The sequence below is a fragment of the Erythrobacter sp. K21-9 genome, assembly GCF_055808355.1.
Map to the genome: position 1 here is coordinate 102188 of NZ_CM147866.1, position 16482 is coordinate 118669.

Consider the following 16482-nt stretch of genomic DNA (forward strand, 5'->3'; position numbering starts at 1 on the left):
ACGCGGTTCAACGAGGTTCAACGCCCGAAGAAGCCCGCGTTCTCCGGTGCATCGATCAGATAGTACCCCGTAAAGGTCTTGTCGCCCGCACGCAGGCCCCTCCGATAGCGCCAGCCGCCGACGTCGTGCTCCATGATGTTCCTGATCCGCTTACTCTCGACCTGCTCTGGCCTTGCCGCCGCCGCACCCGACAGCATGCAGCAGCTCGGTGGTCGCTATCCGCGTCTCGGAAGGGGCCGGCTCGTCATCGAAGTTGGGTTCGTCAAGCCGATCGACGAGGTGGGCGCGAATCATGTCCGCCCACGGGTCCTCTACCGTCTCCGCCGCCGCGCGTTCGGTCGCCAGGTCCCAGGCCTCGTCTTCGAGCCACCACCGCTTGCCCGCAGCGAACAGAGCTTCTGCCTCGGCCCAGAGCTGGTCGCGGTTCGCGGCGATCCAGTCGACGTCGACGCGTGATCCCTCGGCCATCTCCATCGGCCAGAACCGTCTACCGCCCGTCGGGTCGCGCAGGTAGCCGGTCTCGTTCACGGTGCCGAAGAACACGCAGCGGCGGGGGTAGTCATCGACGGTCTTGCCGTAAGGTGCGCGGTAGGTGTCGACGGCGCGTGAGAGGAAGGCCTTGAGGGTGGAGATGTCCTGGTTTCCCATGCCTGCGAGCTCCGCGTACTCGTAACACCAAGTGCCGCGGAGCAGCATCGCGGCATCCTTCGACTTCAGGTCTGGTATCGCCGCGTCGGATGACCAGTCGTCGCCGAACAGCACCCTCACCCCGGTCGACTTTAGCGACCCTTGTGTCGAACAGACGACGGGCATCGTGTCGACCTTGCAGCCCGGCACCCGCGCGCGCGCGACGGCCGAGATCATGAAGCGCACCCCGCACTCGCGCAGGTAGCGCTCGTCATCAACGCAGGGGAAGCCGAGCGTGAACAGTTCGTGGCAGCGAGACGTGCCGTCCCACTCCAGACCGTCCAGATAGTCGATGACCGGGAGGAACTTGTTCTCGTAGGAGAGCGAGAGGATGGCCTCGTACACGTTCTCCTTGGACGGCTGGAAGTCGACGCCCTGGTACGCCTCGATCAGCAGGTCGCGGACCATGCGAGCTGTGGGTTCAGTGAGATCGCGCCCATAGCTCTCATCCCAGTTCAACGGTCCCACGAACGACACCGACTGCTTGAGCTCGTTGTAGGCGGGCCGCAGACCCTGCCCGAATACGCCCGCCTTGGCGTTCTTGTAGTCGTCGACTGCCCGATTGCTCTTGATGGTTAGCCCGCGATGATACGTCGGCCTGACCTCGCTGGAAGCGCAGGCGACAATGGCTGTGCTTGCATCGACCGGTTCGAGGTCGTCATCGAAGTCGTCCTCAGCCGACACGTGCGGGGGCAGCTTCGACCACGCCAACCCCATGTGGCGTTCGAGCTCGTCGCCAGCGAACTTTCCGTCGTCGTCACCGTGCTCGTCGAGCCAGTGCGGCGCGCGCTCCGACAGCAGATCATGCGCCGCGTCGAATGACACGCCCGAGCGCATGAGGTCGGCGACGACCTGGAACAGGTGCTCGTAACGCGGCCCCGCGCCTTCCGGGCCGTCGAGGCGGTCTCTTAGTAAGGCGACGTCCTCGTCGCTGACCTCGCGACCCTCAGCGCGGTCGAAGTCGACGTCGACCTCTGTGGTGGTAGACGTGCGCATCCGCTGAAAAGCGGCCACGCTGGCTGACTTGAAGTCATTGATGGTCGGCAGGGCCTCGGTCAGCTTGCGCAGCGCGTCGTCGGTCAGCCTGACCTGCCCGCCTGACGACCGAAGGTCGCCATCAACGATCTCGGTGTCGATGCCGCTTTCGTCCTCGAGCCTGAACTTCCAGTTGCGGACTGCTTCGGCGTCATTGCACCGCACCCAGACGTGCCCGCGGTCGGCCCGACCGCTCGTCGAGCGCGTGACGCAGACGACCACGTCGCCGTGGCGCTCGCGGACGAGTTCGGCGGCGGCTTCGGGTCCATCGCCATCGTCGCAGTCGAGTACGACGCAACCGGTTGACGCCGGCTGGATGCCGATCGCGTGGCGTTCCGGGTCCTTGCTGATGTGGGCGAGTGCCTCGGAAAGCGTCGGGCGGAGCTCCGGCCAGTCCTTCTTGAAAGGCCTCTTGTCGCGCAGCAGCACCAGCGCCGGATCGGGGAACTCGGTCTCGGCTGTCTCCATGAACGAGCTCAACAGCGTCGGGTCAGCCATGACGCGCCCCCCGCGAGTCGAGCCAGTCCAAGACCTCGTTCATGCTGTATGAGATGTGCTTGCCGTCCTTGTAGAACGGCGGGCCGAACCGCCTCCCGCGGGTGGACCGGTAGTCGCGCAGGGTGCGGACGCTGAGTCCGCTCATCTCGGCCACCTCGGCGGCGGTCAGGTGGCGGTCGCCGTCCGGCAACGCTGGTATCCCGACCCGCTCTGTCGCGGCAGTGTTCTTCTCGGACATTGCTTGGTTGCTCCTTCACTCGTTGCGAAGCTGTGTCTTCATGGCCCGTCGCGTCGGTAGGTCGCGGCGGGCCTTTTCGTTTCGTCGAAGACAATCGTAGCCCTCGACGTTCGTGAAGGATGCCAGCGCTTCAAGCGCCGCGTCTGCCCTTATTTACGATTCCATCGATATATCAGCTAGATAGAGGGCAATTTTTCGCTTGGTTTCCGCGAATCCGTGCGAATCATCTCACTGTAGAGGCTCTTGACGATGGGTCTCCATGAAGGCGCGAAGGTCCGCCAAGGAGTAGAGCACCCGTCGCCCCACACGGTGAACCGCCGGGCCGGTCGCTTCCATGCGCCACCTGTCCAGTGTCTGGCGGCTCACTCCGATGAAATCGACCGCTTCATCAATGTTCAGGTATTCGCGTGCCACTGGGTTCTTTGCGGACAGCATGCCCTCGATGCGCTCGAGTCTCTCAATGATCTGTTCCAACCTACCGCTCCGAATTTGCTAGCGCTTCAGCGCATCGTAGAGTGCCGTCAGGACTGCGAAGACCATTATGAGGCTTTGGACAGATGTAGGATTGAGGCATCTGGATGAACGAGAAAGGCAAACGTTCAAGGTTCGAAATAGTAGATCGTCGTTTCTGGGTTCGCCATGTAGAACCTTACGCGATTAATATCTTCGCGCATCTCCCTGATCACGCAGGCGCGTTCATCGAACTCGTCGTCGCACGCATAGATGGCATTATAGAAATATTCGTCAGCGCTTTCCACTCTGTCGCGGTTCTGCTCGGTAAGATCGTAGTATTTGCTAAGATCATAAGCTTCTTTGAATTCTCGCTCGATGGAAGCGAGGGTTGGGTCGAAGCAGATGAGAGCTTTCATACGACTTAGGGTTCCTTCGCAACTGAACGAAGGATCTGTTTCCTGCCGATTTCGCCGTGCTGACCTGCTCTCCCCAGAAAAGCTTGAGACAACCAAAATGCTGTCGGATAGATTGAGTCTCGTATCAGCTATCTTCGCCGAGAATCTGAATCTTCCTGGGTCTTCTATGTCGATTGGACAAAACACGAAGCCGGAGATTTCTGAGATTTCTTGACTACAGATAACTGAGGTCTTGCTTCCGCCAGTCTGCGTAACTTGCAGAGCTTGTTGGTCTGGGCTGGCAAACTTGAACTCCACCCTAATTGCATAAGCCGACGCCCCTCCACTTACTAGGGTCCTGCGCTTGGTTTCGAGATAACTCACATTCGCGACCGAACCTGAACGGAGTTTCACGAAAGCGATTTCTCCGAATTCGGGTTCTTTTGGGTTTAGGAATTTAGAGTTTATCCAAGCAACTTGGTCGTCTCCGCGAAACTCGGTCTCGTCTTGAATCGGCCCACCAAACCAAGTTTCTTCGTCTTTTTCGAATGACTGGTTGGCGAGGATTATGGTGCCCTCTTTAACCACTGATTCTTCTGCGTCATTGGGATCAGCACCGATTAGTGCTGGTACAGGCTTGCCGCCATTCATCGCCTCCCTAAGGAATGCACTTTCAACCGGTAATTGTTCCACAGGCTTGGGAATCAACCATGCGATCCCAGCGCCAACTGCAATCAGGAGGAGTAGGCCCAGCGTGAGCAGACAGAACCCGCGACCACCGTCTGCTTGTTTGTCTGCCTTGCGCACCGGAGGATGAGTGATCGTGGTGCGAGATCCTTCCTTGCTGTCTCCAGATCTAATGGCCACAGCTTTGCTTTCGAATTTTGGGCCATTCCTTCCGGTGAAGACAGAAATCAGTTGATCTACATGTCGCTGATGTTGGCCAAGCGAAAAGTCCGATTTGCTTCCAGTATCGTGGGCTGCTCGATTCCCGAGATTTGCTAGCCATTCCAAAGAAGCAGTCTGTTCGGCATTTAAGTGACCACGCCTTTTGAGCCGTTTACCAAAAGCCGCATTTCCCTCTGTTTTTCGCTTTTCTATCCCATGCTGTTCAGAGAGTACGGCAAGAACCGCTTCAACGAGCACTCTCCCGCAAACTGCAACCTCGCGCATAGACCCAGCATCGCTGGCTTTGCGCACGTCACTGTATGCCCGGGTACATTCAAGTTGGAGCGATTTGAGCGTGGGCATCTAACGTTTTGGAGGTCTATTCTTCGACGCCGTCGTTAGCCTCGTCACCATCCAAGCGGTCTTCGACGTGATTCACATGAATCCGTGAAATGTTGCCCGTGTATGCGGCGATAGAATGGTAAAGTGCGTCGCGGCCTCCTTCGGCCCGTTGTAGTTTGCCATCCTGTCGGATTTTTGCCTTCTCTATCTCAGCGGTGATTCTCTCGAGCTCGACAAAAAGCTCACGGTCTTCCGCAAGCAAGACGTCGCGCATTTCTATATTGCCATCTTTGAGCGCCTTAAGATGTCGAACGAATGAATCTCGCTTTCGATCGTCTATGAGAATGAGGTTCAGAGCCGATAGATGTTCTTTCTTCAAATCGAGCTGGAGGCGACTTTCTTCCAGAGCTTCGCTTAGATCAAATTCGCGTTTGGCATAGCCAATCTTGGTGACGTTTTCGCCATGAGAGATATTCGCAAGAAGTGCTTGCTCATTTGCATCCATCTCGATCTGGGCGCGCTTCTCGGCGCGCGCAATCTGTTTTTCAGCTAGCCGAAATTGAGATTCTCGCTTCATTGAACGCAACTTACGCCCCATCTCGCGCTCTTCCTGCTCCTCTTCTAGCCTACGGACTGGCTCCAACGTTTGATCAATCAACGGCTCTTTATCCGCCGCTTCAAATGAAGTGTCGACGTCGACGTCACTAGACGCTGAAATCGAAATGCTGACTAGCTTGTAGGGGACAAGTGCAGTTAGGCGTTCGCCTAGCTCGCTAAGCACATCTCGCTCGAATGCCTCGTCACCATATCTGATGTCCCGATAGACGAATCGTTTTGCAGCTATCCGGAGAGACTTGTCGAGGACTTCCTGAATCTCGTCGAATAGCGAGCCGCGACGTTTGATGATTTGGATCCAGTGTGGCTTGCCTTGTAGCGCTTGAATTCCGCACCTGCCGCTGAGATTATGAAAAATGCGGTCTTGAGACAGCAACTCTTCAGTCGAAAAATCAAAATAGTAGGGGTCAACTAGAACATATCCGGCTAGCTCGGGGCCAAAGAAAGGTGCGTAGCTGCGTTTCGGGAAGTGGATTTCGCCATCCCAATCAATGTAAAAAAGGCGACCACCATCTGCTTCGGGAGCGAGTGGTGAAAGCAACCCTGTTTTTCGTTCTTGAACTAGACCGCTCACATTAAATCCTTTGGGCGATGGATGAACCGCAAGCCTTGTTCGTGCCAACGCGGCTACTTACTATATCTTCGATTTGAACTAGCTAGATTTCTGAAACGTTAGCTAAGTTAGTCCTTCGCGGCAATTGAATCACTGCCCTTGGTTTTGGGCTGAGCGGCTTCTGGCCTCGAAGGCATCCGCGTTGCGATAACTAAGCAAGCGCTCACAGACCCGCTCCTGGCACTCGCGCAGATGGCCAGTCAGGTGGGCGCGGGTCACGTAGTTGAACGAGACGTGCGTGTTCGCGTGATCCATCAGCATCGTGACCGACTGGAAGTCGATGCCAGCCTCCAGCGCGTGGGTCCGGTACGTGTGGCGCATCTGGTGCGGCGCGAAGGGGAACTCCTTGGTCCGCGCCATCCTCTCGATGTAGCCCGACTTCGATCCTGACGACGGAAAGATTTGCGGGCTCTCCAGCGGTGCTGTCAGTTCCTTCACCTCGCCGAGCTCCTGGATGACGAGACGGGGGAGTGGTAGGCGGAAGCTGCGACCAGACTTCGCCTTGGGCACGAACAGCACGCCGTTGTCCTCTAGGTGCTCCCACCGCGCCGACCTCGCGTTGGTCGAGCGCAGTCCCGTGGTGAGCATCAGCAGCCAGGCCGGACCCTGTCCTCCATGTTGTCAAGCCGCCGCCACAAGAGCGGCATCTCTTGCGGACCCACCGCCCAGTCGCGCGGCTCCTCCTTGTTCATGCGGACGCCGCGCGAGACGGGGTTGGGGTCGAGGTCATGGGTCCGTGCCACGTCGTTCAGCAACAGCTTGAGCACCCGCATGGCGCCGTTAGCGCCGTACGGCCCCGCCTTCCGGGTGATCCTCTCGTGCAGGGTACGGACCGTCTCGCGGTCGATGCGGTCGACGGGCAGCTTGCGCAGCGGCGCCAGCGGCACCTCGACCTTCTTGCGATACCAGCGGACGGTCTCGGCGCTGAGGTCCGGCCTGCCAGCCAAGTAGCGCTCCATGGCCTGTTCGATGGTCGGCACCTTGACCTTAGGCCGCCTCGGGTCCTCGCCACGCCGCAATGCCAGCCTGAGCTCCGCCGAGCGTTCCCTGGCTGCTCTGAGCGAGACCTCGTCGGTCCTGCCGATGGTAACGGTCACGTACCGGTCGGTGCCGTCGTTGATCCGCCCGACGTGCTTGTAAGAGGTGCCCTTCTTGCCGACGACGAGCCTGAGGCCCTTCGCCTCGCTGTCGTAGAGCTGCGCGCCCGGCTGGCACTCCTCATTGAGCCGCGACACCGCGGCTTGGGTCAGTCTGGTGGTCATCTGCCTCATCCTTCTAGGCCCAGTCTCAGGCCCGGTTTCGGTGATGCCCCGGTAGGTCTCGGGGCATCGGATGAGGTGATGATGTCGTGTTTTCCTTAGCGCGCGGACCCTGATTAGGCGGCAATAGGTCGCCAGATATGGCCCGCCGAGCTACTTAAAATCCCCTGATCTTTGATCGTGCGGGTTCGAGTCCCGCCACCCGCACCAGTTTCAACTACACGAATCCATCCGGTGGATGGATTAGGGTTGAAACTCCCGAGCGCGAGCGAAGGGGTGCACAACTACACGAATTCATCCGGGGGATGGATCAGGGCCCGAACTCCCGCGCATTAGCGAAGGGGGAGTGCGCTGCGTGTTGTTCCAGGCTGGCAAATGGCGCGCGACCTGACCCCAAGCATTATCGCTCGCTTAATCCGGATTTCAGTAGTTCCGCGGTGCACGGCGTAAGGTCAGGCTACACCCCGTGGGGCATAGAGTGAGCGCACAAGGGGCAGGAACATCGATATGAATAAAGCAGCGATTTCTCCGCGTGTGGATGCCGATGCCGCCGGACCGTCCGAGATGCGCGGTGCCGAGCGCTTTACCCTGCTCATCCGGGCGGCGAAGCTGATCGGACCGCAGGGCGAATTTGTCTGCGTCATCCGCGATGTGTCGGAAACCGGCATCAGCGTCCGGCTCTTCCATGCCTTGCCGCACGGCGATCTCCTCGAGCTGCAAATGCCGGGCGGTCACACCTATCAGGTCCGCCCTGTCTGGGAACGCGGCAACGAGGCCGGCTTCGAATTCGTCAGCAGGATCGAAATCGAAAAACTCATCAGCGAGGCCGGAGAATACCCGAAGCGAGGGCTGCGCTTTGGAGTGTGCTTTCCTGTCGAGGCAAGCACACGCACATCGACCTGCGAGTGCATCGCGGAAAACCTGTCCCAGCAGGGCGCACGCCTTCAATGCAGCGGGTTGTTCTCGACGGACCAGACGATCAGGCTGCGAGCAAAGGGCCTCAAGGACATCTCGGCAAAGGTTCGATGGCGGCGCGATTCCTCGTACGGTGTCGTGTTCGATGACACGTTCACTCTGGGAGACTTCGCCCGCCTGCTCGTCCAGCTCCAGGCCCCGGCTTTGTTGAATGCTTGAGCGTTAAATGTCCCCGTTTACCGGTCGCTAACCATTTTCCTTCACTCCGGTATCCGCGTGGAAGCCGGGATCAGGAACCTGGCGCGCATAACGGGGGCCGTTAATGACTTTGGTTGGCGCAAAGCAGCCTGGAATACTCGACGTCGATGTTGCCATTATCGGAGCAGGCCCTGCCGGCCTGACCGCCGGATATCTGCTCGCCAAGCAAGGCAAGTCCGTCGCGATCATCGAGAAAGACAGCACCTATGTCGGCGGCATCAGCCGCACGGTCGAACACGAGGGCTATCGTTTCGACATTGGCGGCCACCGGTTCTTTTCGAAATCTCAGCAGGTCGTCGATCTCTGGAACGAGATCCTGCCCGACGATTTCATCCAGCGCCCTCGCATGAGCCGCATCTATTACGAGGGCAAGTTCTACTCCTACCCGCTGCGCGCCTTCGAAGCGCTCGGCAATCTCGGCATCCTGCGCTCGACCGCCTGCATGGTCAGCTATCTTCGCTACAAGCTGTTCCCGATCAAGGACGTGAGAAGCTTCGAGGACTGGACCACCAACCAGTTCGGCAAGAAGCTCTATTCGATCTTCTTCAAGACCTACACCGAGAAGGTGTGGGGGATGCCGTGCGATGAGATGAGCGCGGACTGGGCGGCGCAGCGGATCAAGGGGCTGTCGCTGTGGAATGCCGTGACCGATGGCATCAAGCGCTCGCTTGGCCTCAACAAGAAACCCAATGACGGGCAGGAGGTCAAAACCCTGCTCGAGACATTCCGCTATCCGCGGCTTGGCCCGGGCATGATGTGGGATGCCGCACGCGATCAGATCATCGCTAGCGGCAAGGGCACGGTCTTGATGGGCCACGCGCTCGACCGGTTGGCGAGCGACGGCTCTGGCTGGACGATGACGGCTGCCGGACCCGACGGCAAAGTGCAGATCCGCGCCAGGGATGCGATCAGCTCCGCTCCCATGCGCGAACTCGCCAAACGTCTTCACCCATTGCCCGAGAGCACGCTCCAGGCGAGCGAGCTCAAATACCGCGATTTCCTCACCGTGGCGCTGATGGTCAAATCCGAGGACCTTTTCCCGGACAACTGGATCTACATCCACGATGATCGCGTACAGGTCTAGCCGGGTTCAGAACTTCCGCAGCTGGTCGCCCGAAATGGTGCCGCACGAAGACATGGCCTGCGTCGGGCTCGAATATTTCTGTTTCGAGGGCGACGGGCTGTGGTCCGCCTCTGACGACGAGCTGGTCAAACAGGCGACGCGCGAGATGGAAATTCTCGGCCTGTGCGACCCGAGCAAAGTCGTCGGCGGAACGGTGGTGCGTCAGGAAAAAGCCTATCCGGTCTATGACGACGAATACGAAGCCAATGTTGATGCGATGCGCATCGAACTGGAAGAAAAGCACCCGTCGCTCCACCTTGTCGGGCGCAATGGCATGCACCGATACAACAACCAGGATCACGCAATGATGACGGCGATGCTGACGGTCGAGAACATCCTCGCCGGCGAGCGCGTCTACGATACGTGGTGCGTCAACGAGGACGCCGAATATCACGAAGCGGGCGACGAGGGCGCCGAGGTGTCGATCGCGGCGCGCGATGCGCAGCCGGAAACCAGGCCGCTGAGCGATGATCAAGTGGCCGCACTCACATCCTTGCGCGGAGTGCCTGAACGCATTGCCGCGGACGCTGACGAGCCAAAGCGCAAGTCGGCCTAAGGACAGCAACGGGGAGACCGCAACGCATGTCGCAGATGATCAGCACCTTGATTGCCAAGCTGCGCGACGTCCGCTTTGTGCGCTACGTTCTGGCAAGCGTCGGGGCGCTGGCGGTTGATGTCGGCGCCTTTCTCGCGCTGCTGGCAGTCGGCACTGCAGCGGCCCCGGCTTCTGCGGTGGGGTATTCGCTCGGAATCCTCGCGCATTGGCTGATGTCGAGCCGCGCTGTCTTCCAGGACAGTGTTGCCGCAGGCGGGGTCGCCCGCACCCGGCAAAAGGCGCTGTTCGTGATTTCCGCGCTCGTCGGCCTCGGGCTGACCACCGCAATCGTCGGCCTTGCCACTTATGGCGGCGGTGATCCGCGCCTTGCCAAACTCGTCGCAATCGCTGTCAGCTTCACTGCGACCTGGCTGATCCGGGCGCGCATCGTTTTCCGGCTCGCTCACCGAAACGGCACAGGAGGGGTGACGCTATGTTGGTCGAACGCCGCCGGAGCGCACTGCCGCTCGAATTTCTGATCCGGGTAGGGATCGCATGGGCGCTCGTCTGCGCGTTGATGCTGATCATCCACTTCAGCGCGATCGCAGCCGGGCGTTTCCCCGATCCCGACGATATCCTGAGGCTGGTCCAGGTCCGCGACCTGATTGCGGGTCAGAGCTGGTTCGATGTGACACAGTACCGCATCGATGCGGCTGGCGGCGGCGTGGCGATGCATTGGTCGCGGCTGGTGGACATCCCGCTCCTGCTGATCATCGCGCCACTGACCCCGATGATCGGCTCGGCTGCTGCGGAAACAGCGGCGCTCGTGATCGTGCCGCTCGTCACACTCGGTCTGGCAATGCTTCTGGCGGCGCGTATTTCGTGGAAGCTGCTCGGCGACGAGGAAGCGACGCTCACGTCGCTGATCCTCGCGATTTCGGTCCCGGTCCTGTTTCAATTGAGCCCGATGCGGATCGACCATCATGGCTGGCAGATCGTTTGTGCGCTCGCGGCGGTGAACGGGCTCATGGCACGCTCGACCCGGATGGGCGGCGTCGTCGTTGGCGCTTCGCTGGCGGTCTGGCTGTCAATTTCGATGGAAGGGTTGCCGCTTGCTGCTGCGATCTTCGCGGTGCTGGCATGGCGCTGGCTCAAGGAGCGAGGTGAGCGGTTCTGGCTGGTTAGCGCCATCCAGTCCTTTGCGCTCGTCTCCGCCGGACTGTTCGTGCTGACGCGGGGGATCGGTGACGTGGCCAGCTATTGCGACGCCGTCAGCCCGCTGCACCTTGCCATGTTCGCCTGGGGCGCACTTGTCCTGACGATGCTCGCCAAAATGGAGCCACTTCCGCGCGGAATCGTATTTGTAGGCTTTGCGGTTGCAGGCGGCGGAGCGCTCGCCATGCTGTTTGCCGGAGCGCCGCAATGTGCAGGCGGAGGCTTTGCCGATCTCGACCCGGTCGTCTCTCGGTACTGGCACTCGAATGTCGTCGAGGGGATGCCGATCTGGCGTCAGTCCATCCTGACTGCGCTGCAATATGCCGTCACTCCGCTGATCGGATTGATTGCGGCCTTCAACCTCGCCAGCCAGTCGCGCGATTGGCTGCGCCGGTTCTGGTTCGACTATGCGCTGATCCTGGGCGCAGCACTCGTGATCGCGCTGCTGGTCGCGCGCGCTGGAGCGGTTGCCTGCGTGCTTGCCGCACCGCCGCTGGCTTGGCAGGTGCGATCATGGCTGCGTTCGATCCGCTCGATGAAGCGGCCCGCGCCGCGTATGGCAGCGATGGTCGCCGTGGCCTGCGCGCTGCTTCCCGCGCTTCCGATGATGCTGCTGGCCAACGCGATACCCGCTCAGGCCGCTTTCGGCGGCGCGCGCGTTGCACCGACAACGACCGCACCTGCCAAACGCGCCTCCTCGTGCGAGGTCGGCAAGGTTACGGACCAGCTCGGCGCGCTCGAAAAAGGCGAATTCTACGCCCCGATGGACATCGCCCCGGACATCCTGCTCGCGACCGGTCACAGCGTGACTGCGACCGGGCATCACAGGGGCGATGCGGCGATGAAGATTTTGATCGAAACAGCCATCGGTTCATCGGAGGAGGCGCGCGAGAGTCTCGCGGCGCGCGGAACATCCTATGTGATGATCTGCCCTACCCTCAGCGAAGTGCGCAATTATGCTCGCATCGCGCCGGAAGGGTTCGCCGCCAGCTTGCTGAGCGAGGCGCCTCCAGCATGGCTTGAGCCGGTAACGATCGAAAGCGATAGCGGCCTCAAGGTCTGGAAGGTCAGGCCGCAATAAACGGGACCGGCAATCCGGCGCTTATGCCGGGACGAAGTCCATCGCGAGACCGTTGATGCAGTGACGTTTGCCGGTCGGGCGCGGTCCATCGCCAAAGATATGGCCCAAATGCCCGCCGCAATCGGCGCAGTGGACCTCGGTGCGCGGATAGCCGATCTTGTAATCGGTAGACGTGCCGACGGCGCCCTTGCCGATCGCCTTGGTAAAGGCGGGCCACCCGGTGCCGCTTTCATATTTATGCGCCGAGGAATAAAGCGCGTTCCCGCAGCCTGCGCAATTGTAGACGCCTTTGCGCTTTTCGTCGTTGAGCGGCGAAGTGAAGGCGCGTTCGGTCCCGGCCTCGCGCAGGATCCGGTACTCTCCGCTGGTCAATTCGCGTCGCCACTGGGCATTGGTCTTGCTGATGCGGAAGTCCTTGCGCGCCTGCGCGGGCGTGGCTCCGCAGCTCGCCAGGACCGGTATACTCGCAGTGATCGCGGCGGCGGCAATGAAGCGGCGGCGGTTGGTTTTCTCGAACGTCATGGCTTGCAATTCCGGTGCAAATAGAAGGGTTTCTTACCTCTATTTGCGGTGCAAATGCGCAAAAGGTTTCAGTTCGCAAAAATTTCCCGGAGGCCTAGAATTCGGTAATCTCGACCTCGAGCTTGCGGAAGCCGTGTACGAAGTTGGCACGTACCCGTTCCACATCGCCTGCCACGTGCACCCGCATCCGGCGCTTGTGCATTTCTTCAAGCAGGACGCGCAGCTGCAATTCTGCGAGGCGGGCGCCGACGCACCGGTGAATGCCATAGCCGAACGCAATGTGGCGCCGCGCATTCTCGCGGGTGATATCAAGTTTGTGCGGGTCTTCGAACACGCTCTCTTCGCGGTTTGCGCCGAGATACCACAGGACGACCTTGTCGCCCTTCTTGATGGTCTGACCGAAGACCTCGGTGTCCTCTGTGCAGGTCCGGCGCATATGGGCGAGCGGGGTCTGGTACCGCAGGCATTCCTGCACAGCATTGGGGATAAGTTCGGGCTGGTCCTCCAACAGTTTGCGCTGGTCCGGAAACTTGTCGAGCGAGTGGATGATCCCGCTCATCGTGTTGCGGGTGGTGTCGTTTCCGCCGACGATCAGCAGCACCAGATTGCCGATGAATTCTTCGGGCCGCATCTGGTTCATCGCGGGCGAATGGATCATCATCGAGATGAGATCGTTGCCCGGCTCCTTGTCCTTCGTGCGCTCGATCCAGAGCGACTGGAAATAGGCACCCATTTCGCGCAGGAAACCCCAGCGCATGTCATCGAGTTCCGGCACGCCGGCAAGCTCGGTATCGCCCGACCAGTCCGACCAGAACGTAAGCATGCGGCGGTCTTCCCAAGGGAAGCCGAACAGGATCGCGAGCATGCCGGTGGTCAGCTCGATCGAAACGGTATCGACCCAGTCGAACACTTCGCCGCGAGGCAAGGTGTCAAGCAGCTCGCCGGTTCGCGCGCGAATTTCCGGCTCCATGTCGGCCATGGCGCTGGGCGTGAATTTGGGAGCAACCGTGCGGCGCTGGCCGGTGTGCTGGGGCCGGTCCATCGCGATAAACATGGGGAGTTCGCGCGTGGCCCCGCTCTCGGCCTCGCTCTCATCCTCGCGGCGTTCGAGGATCGTTATGCCGCCATATTCCCAGCTGGAGGAGAAGACATCGGGCAATGCCTCGATATGCTGGATCGCCTTGTGGCCGACAACCGCCCAATACGGGCCGTAAGGGCTTTCGGGGATGTAATGCAGCGGGCCTGCATCCTGCATTTCCTTGAAGATCGGCTGCCAGCGGTCTTCGTAATAGATGTCCGACCGGCTCACGTCCCATTTGTGCGGGTGGCTCGGGCGCTCTTCGGGATGCTCTTCGTAATGCGCCTTCAACGCCTCATAGGCGGTTGGCGAGCTGTGAACTTGCGGACGCTCCGGTGCCATCGTGGCCATGTCTCTCTCCCATACGACCGGCTCTTACCTCATCGATGAGTCGCATCCTGCCGTAACTGACACAAGTGTCAATAGTCAGTTTCGATTTGCGACTTATTCGGCAGGTTCGGCGGAAGATTCTTGCGCAGCCCTGCGGTTGAAAAGCCTACGCTTTTTCTTGTCGCGCCCGGCGCCGCCCGATTTCATCACGCGTTTGCGGAACAACATGGACCCGCCTTTCACCAGGAGAACCACCGCCAGAGCCTGCCACAGCAAGGCGGCTGCGTGCGTCCACAGGGTCTCATCCAGCGCCGCGCGCGCCAGCATTGCAAAAGGTGACGAGAGCGGGAACAGGATCGCAAAGGTTTCGAGACCAGAACCGGGCATCGTGATCGTGTAGGCAGCGAGGAAGAATACCATCAGCTGCATCATCGTGACCGGCATCGACATGGTCTGCACTTCGCGCACCGTGCTCGCCATGCCCCCGATGGTCAGGAACAATGATCCGAGCAGCAGATACGCCATCGAGAAATACGCTATGGCCAGCGCCATGAACATCGGCCAGCCGACAGCCGGTCCCGGAAGCTCGCGGTAATTGGTCTGGGTGACGGTGACGATGGCGTCCTCGGCAACCGCCCAGAACGCCCAGCCGAAAACGCCCCATACGGCGAGCCCGACAAAACTCACGCCCAGCATCGCGAACAGCTTGCCCATGAAAACGGCATCCATCGGCAGGGCGGCGGCAAGGATTTCGATGATCTTGTTGCCCTTTTCCTCGGCAAGGTTCGACAGGACCATCCCGCCGAGCAGCATCGTGAGCAGGAACAGGATCATCTGTGCAGCGCCCGCCGTGCGCACCCGCAGCGACCGCTCCGAAGCAGCGCTGGATGCAACCACCGAGCTTGAGCTTTGCGGGAAAGTGCTGGGCGAGGAGCCCAAGGCTGTGCCCGCGAGCAGTTCGACCGGCCCTTTCCAGCGGTCGATCTGGCCCTGCGTTCCGATAATCTCGGGCGCGGAGAGACTGCCGCCTACGATCGCGGCGTAATTGCCCTTGCGCTCTTCGAGATAGGTTCGTGCATCGAAATCCGTAAGACCGCCCGCTTCCGGAACCGGCGCGAGTGTCGGCAGGCCTCCGCGCAATTGCGGCCTGAGGTTTTCGGCGGCTGCGATAATCGCAGCGTTGTCCTCGGCGCTCATCGCAAGACCGATTTCGGAGCTGACAGCGGCGCGCGAATTCTGGCCGCCAATGCTCCCGGCAAGCCCGCCCACAAGGACCGGGAAAAGCGGTCCGACAAGGAAAAACAGAAAGGCCCTGCTGAACAGGACGGCAATGAAATCACGCCGGGCGATGACCCACGCCGCTTCAAGGCGGGAGAGACGCGGGCGGGCATCGATGGCGGTCTGATCGTGAACGCTCATGACGAATCCCCCGTCTGGTCCGCTTCAAGCTGCCGCGCGGCAGCCTCGCCAGCGATCGCGACGAAGGCATCGTGCAATCCAGCGCGCTCGATCGAGAGCGAAAGAATGCCCGCATCGCCTTCGATCAGCTGTTTGAGCAGCGGCTCGACGCCGGTTTCGGGAAGCGAGAAGTAGAAGAAATCGCCCTCGCGCCGCGCGTCTTCCGGCAGGGCTGCGGTCCATGCGCCCTCGCGCGCACGGGTTTCCAGCCTCACCTGCGCCGGGATACGGTCGCGCGCCACCTCGACGCTTCCGGCATAGGGGACCTTGCCGCCTGCAATAATCGCGACGCCTTCGCACAGGCGCTCTGCATGGTGGATGACGTGGGTCGAGAAGATCACCGTCACCCCATCATCGGCGAGCGCGCGGATCATCCGCTCAAGCTTGCCCTGGTTGATCGCATCAAGGCCCGAAAACGGCTCGTCCAGCACGACCAGACGGGGACGGTGGACCAGTGTACCGAGCAATTGGACAGTTTGCGCCATGCCTTTCGACAATTGGCGGATCTGCCGTTCAGCGGCGTGAGCCAGATCATGGCGCTCGAGCAGTTCGCGCCCGCGCTCACGCCCTTCGGCAAGCGGCAGGCCGCGCAGTGCGCCCATGAATGCAATCGCCTCGATTGCTTTCATTGCCGGGTATAGGCCGCGCTCTTCGGGAAGATAGCCGATCAGCCGGTCGATATCATGCGAGCCGGTCATGCCCGAACACGCGGCGCACCCCTTCGTCAGGGTCGATAATGCCGAGCAGCATGCGCAAGGTGGTCGTCTTGCCCGCCCCATTGGGGCCGAGCACTCCGTAGATCGCGCCTTCGGGAACGGACAGGTCAATGCCCTTGACCGCCATCGTGCCGTCAAAGCTCTTGACCAGTCCGCGGGCCTCGATCGCCAGCGCCCGGTCGTCCAGTGTCGGAGCGGGGACATTGCTCGCCGCCATGTGTTCGCCTA

The 16482-nt window shown here is 60.6% G+C and carries 13 protein-coding genes and 2 pseudogenes; 4 read left to right on the top strand and 11 right to left on the bottom strand.

The window, feature by feature from the left end; genetic code table 11:
- Window positions 1-150 precede the first annotated feature (150 nt).
- The 7 genes from AC0L39_RS00585 to AC0L39_RS00615 all read right to left on the bottom strand — a co-directional run bounded on the left by AC0L39_RS00585 (window position 151) and on the right by AC0L39_RS00615 (window position 7026).
- Window positions 151-2220 carry a VapE domain-containing protein gene (locus AC0L39_RS00585; RefSeq protein ID WP_473259873.1) on the bottom strand — a complete coding sequence of 690 codons (2070 nt, stop codon included), beginning with the start codon at window positions 2218-2220 and terminating at the stop codon, window positions 151-153.
- Window positions 2213-2458 carry a helix-turn-helix domain-containing protein gene (locus AC0L39_RS00590; RefSeq protein ID WP_473259874.1) on the bottom strand — a complete coding sequence of 82 codons (246 nt, stop codon included), beginning with the start codon at window positions 2456-2458 and terminating at the stop codon, window positions 2213-2215. Before AC0L39_RS00590 ends, AC0L39_RS00585 begins: the two co-directional genes overlap by 8 nt.
- Window positions 2459-2686: 228 nt before the next feature.
- Window positions 2687-2932: a helix-turn-helix transcriptional regulator gene (locus AC0L39_RS00595; protein WP_473259876.1), complete on the bottom strand. Its 246-nt coding sequence runs from the start codon at window positions 2930-2932 to the stop codon at window positions 2687-2689.
- Between the two features lie 125 nt (window positions 2933-3057).
- Entirely contained in the window at window positions 3058-4557 is a 1500-nt protein-coding gene (locus tag AC0L39_RS00600; RefSeq protein WP_473259878.1) for a hypothetical protein, read from the bottom strand.
- A gap of 16 nt (window positions 4558-4573) precedes the next feature.
- Complete coding sequence (locus AC0L39_RS00605) at window positions 4574-5725, bottom strand: hypothetical protein (RefSeq protein WP_473259879.1); 1152 nt, start codon at window positions 5723-5725, stop codon at window positions 4574-4576.
- A gap of 129 nt (window positions 5726-5854) precedes the next feature.
- Window positions 5855-6352, bottom strand: coding sequence for a tyrosine-type recombinase/integrase (locus AC0L39_RS00610; protein ID WP_473259881.1), 498 nt, complete (start codon window positions 6350-6352; stop codon window positions 5855-5857).
- Window positions 6352-7026 carry an integrase arm-type DNA-binding domain-containing protein gene (locus AC0L39_RS00615; RefSeq protein WP_473259883.1) on the bottom strand — a complete coding sequence of 225 codons (675 nt, stop codon included), beginning with the start codon at window positions 7024-7026 and terminating at the stop codon, window positions 6352-6354. The genes AC0L39_RS00610 and AC0L39_RS00615 overlap by 1 nt, the downstream gene beginning before the upstream one ends.
- A gap of 504 nt (window positions 7027-7530) precedes the next feature.
- Between AC0L39_RS00615 and AC0L39_RS00620 the strand changes: the two genes are divergently transcribed.
- The 4 genes and pseudogenes from AC0L39_RS00620 to AC0L39_RS00635 all read left to right on the top strand — a co-directional run bounded on the left by AC0L39_RS00620 (window position 7531) and on the right by AC0L39_RS00635 (window position 12150).
- The gene (locus AC0L39_RS00620) at window positions 7531-8157 is read left to right on the top strand and encodes a PilZ domain-containing protein (RefSeq protein ID WP_473259885.1); all 627 of its coding nucleotides are present in this window, start codon (window positions 7531-7533) and stop codon (window positions 8155-8157) included.
- Window positions 8158-8260: 103 nt separating this feature from the next.
- Window positions 8261-9875, top strand: a pseudogene (locus AC0L39_RS00625) (NAD(P)/FAD-dependent oxidoreductase).
- Window positions 9876-9901: 26 nt separating this feature from the next.
- Window positions 9902-10393 carry a GtrA family protein gene (locus tag AC0L39_RS00630; RefSeq protein ID WP_473259887.1) on the top strand — a complete coding sequence of 164 codons (492 nt, stop codon included), beginning with the start codon at window positions 9902-9904 and terminating at the stop codon, window positions 10391-10393.
- A complete protein-coding gene (locus tag AC0L39_RS00635) occupies window positions 10348-12150 on the top strand; it encodes a hypothetical protein (RefSeq protein WP_473259888.1) in 1803 nt (600 codons plus the stop codon). The genes AC0L39_RS00630 and AC0L39_RS00635 overlap by 46 nt, the downstream gene beginning before the upstream one ends.
- Window positions 12151-12171: 21 nt before the next feature.
- On the opposite strand, the gene msrB is transcribed toward AC0L39_RS00635, so the two are convergent.
- The 4 genes and pseudogenes from msrB to AC0L39_RS00655 all read right to left on the bottom strand — a co-directional run bounded on the left by msrB (window position 12172) and on the right by AC0L39_RS00655 (window position 16471).
- Window positions 12172-12672: a peptide-methionine (R)-S-oxide reductase MsrB gene (gene msrB, locus AC0L39_RS00640; RefSeq protein WP_473259889.1), complete on the bottom strand. Its 501-nt coding sequence runs from the start codon at window positions 12670-12672 to the stop codon at window positions 12172-12174.
- 94 nt (window positions 12673-12766) lie between these two features.
- Complete coding sequence (locus AC0L39_RS00645) at window positions 12767-14101, bottom strand: cytochrome P450 (protein WP_473259890.1); 1335 nt, start codon at window positions 14099-14101, stop codon at window positions 12767-12769.
- 93 nt (window positions 14102-14194) lie between these two features.
- The gene (locus AC0L39_RS00650; protein ID WP_473259892.1) at window positions 14195-15499 is read right to left on the bottom strand and encodes an ABC transporter permease; all 1305 of its coding nucleotides are present in this window, start codon (window positions 15497-15499) and stop codon (window positions 14195-14197) included.
- Window positions 15496-16471 (bottom strand): annotated as a pseudogene (locus AC0L39_RS00655) (ABC transporter ATP-binding protein). Before AC0L39_RS00655 ends, AC0L39_RS00650 begins: the two are co-directional and overlap by 4 nt.
- Window positions 16472-16482: the final 11 nt, after the last annotated feature.

What these genes read in the sequence shown, in the direction of transcription:
- AC0L39_RS00585 (WP_473259873.1), bottom strand. Translation starts at nt 2,220, where the DNA reads ATGGCTGACCCGACGCTGTTGAGCTCGTTCATGGAGACAGCCGAGACC.
- AC0L39_RS00590 (WP_473259874.1), bottom strand. Translation starts at nt 2,458, where the DNA reads ATGTCCGAGAAGAACACTGCCGCGACAGAGCGGGTCGGGATACCAGCG.
- AC0L39_RS00600 (WP_473259878.1), bottom strand. Translation starts at nt 4,557, where the DNA reads ATGCCCACGCTCAAATCGCTCCAACTTGAATGTACCCGGGCATACAGT.
- AC0L39_RS00610 (WP_473259881.1), bottom strand. Translation starts at nt 6,352, where the DNA reads ATGCTCACCACGGGACTGCGCTCGACCAACGCGAGGTCGGCGCGGTGG.
- AC0L39_RS00615 (WP_473259883.1), bottom strand. Translation starts at nt 7,026, where the DNA reads ATGACCACCAGACTGACCCAAGCCGCGGTGTCGCGGCTCAATGAGGAG.
- AC0L39_RS00620 (WP_473259885.1), top strand. Translation starts at nt 7,531, where the DNA reads ATGAATAAAGCAGCGATTTCTCCGCGTGTGGATGCCGATGCCGCCGGA.
- AC0L39_RS00630 (WP_473259887.1), top strand. Translation starts at nt 9,902, where the DNA reads ATGTCGCAGATGATCAGCACCTTGATTGCCAAGCTGCGCGACGTCCGC.
- AC0L39_RS00635 (WP_473259888.1), top strand. Translation starts at nt 10,348, where the DNA reads ATGTTGGTCGAACGCCGCCGGAGCGCACTGCCGCTCGAATTTCTGATC.
- msrB (WP_473259889.1), bottom strand. Translation starts at nt 12,672, where the DNA reads ATGACGTTCGAGAAAACCAACCGCCGCCGCTTCATTGCCGCCGCCGCG.
- AC0L39_RS00645 (WP_473259890.1), bottom strand. Translation starts at nt 14,101, where the DNA reads ATGGCCACGATGGCACCGGAGCGTCCGCAAGTTCACAGCTCGCCAACC.
- AC0L39_RS00650 (WP_473259892.1), bottom strand. Translation starts at nt 15,499, where the DNA reads ATGAGCGTTCACGATCAGACCGCCATCGATGCCCGCCCGCGTCTCTCC.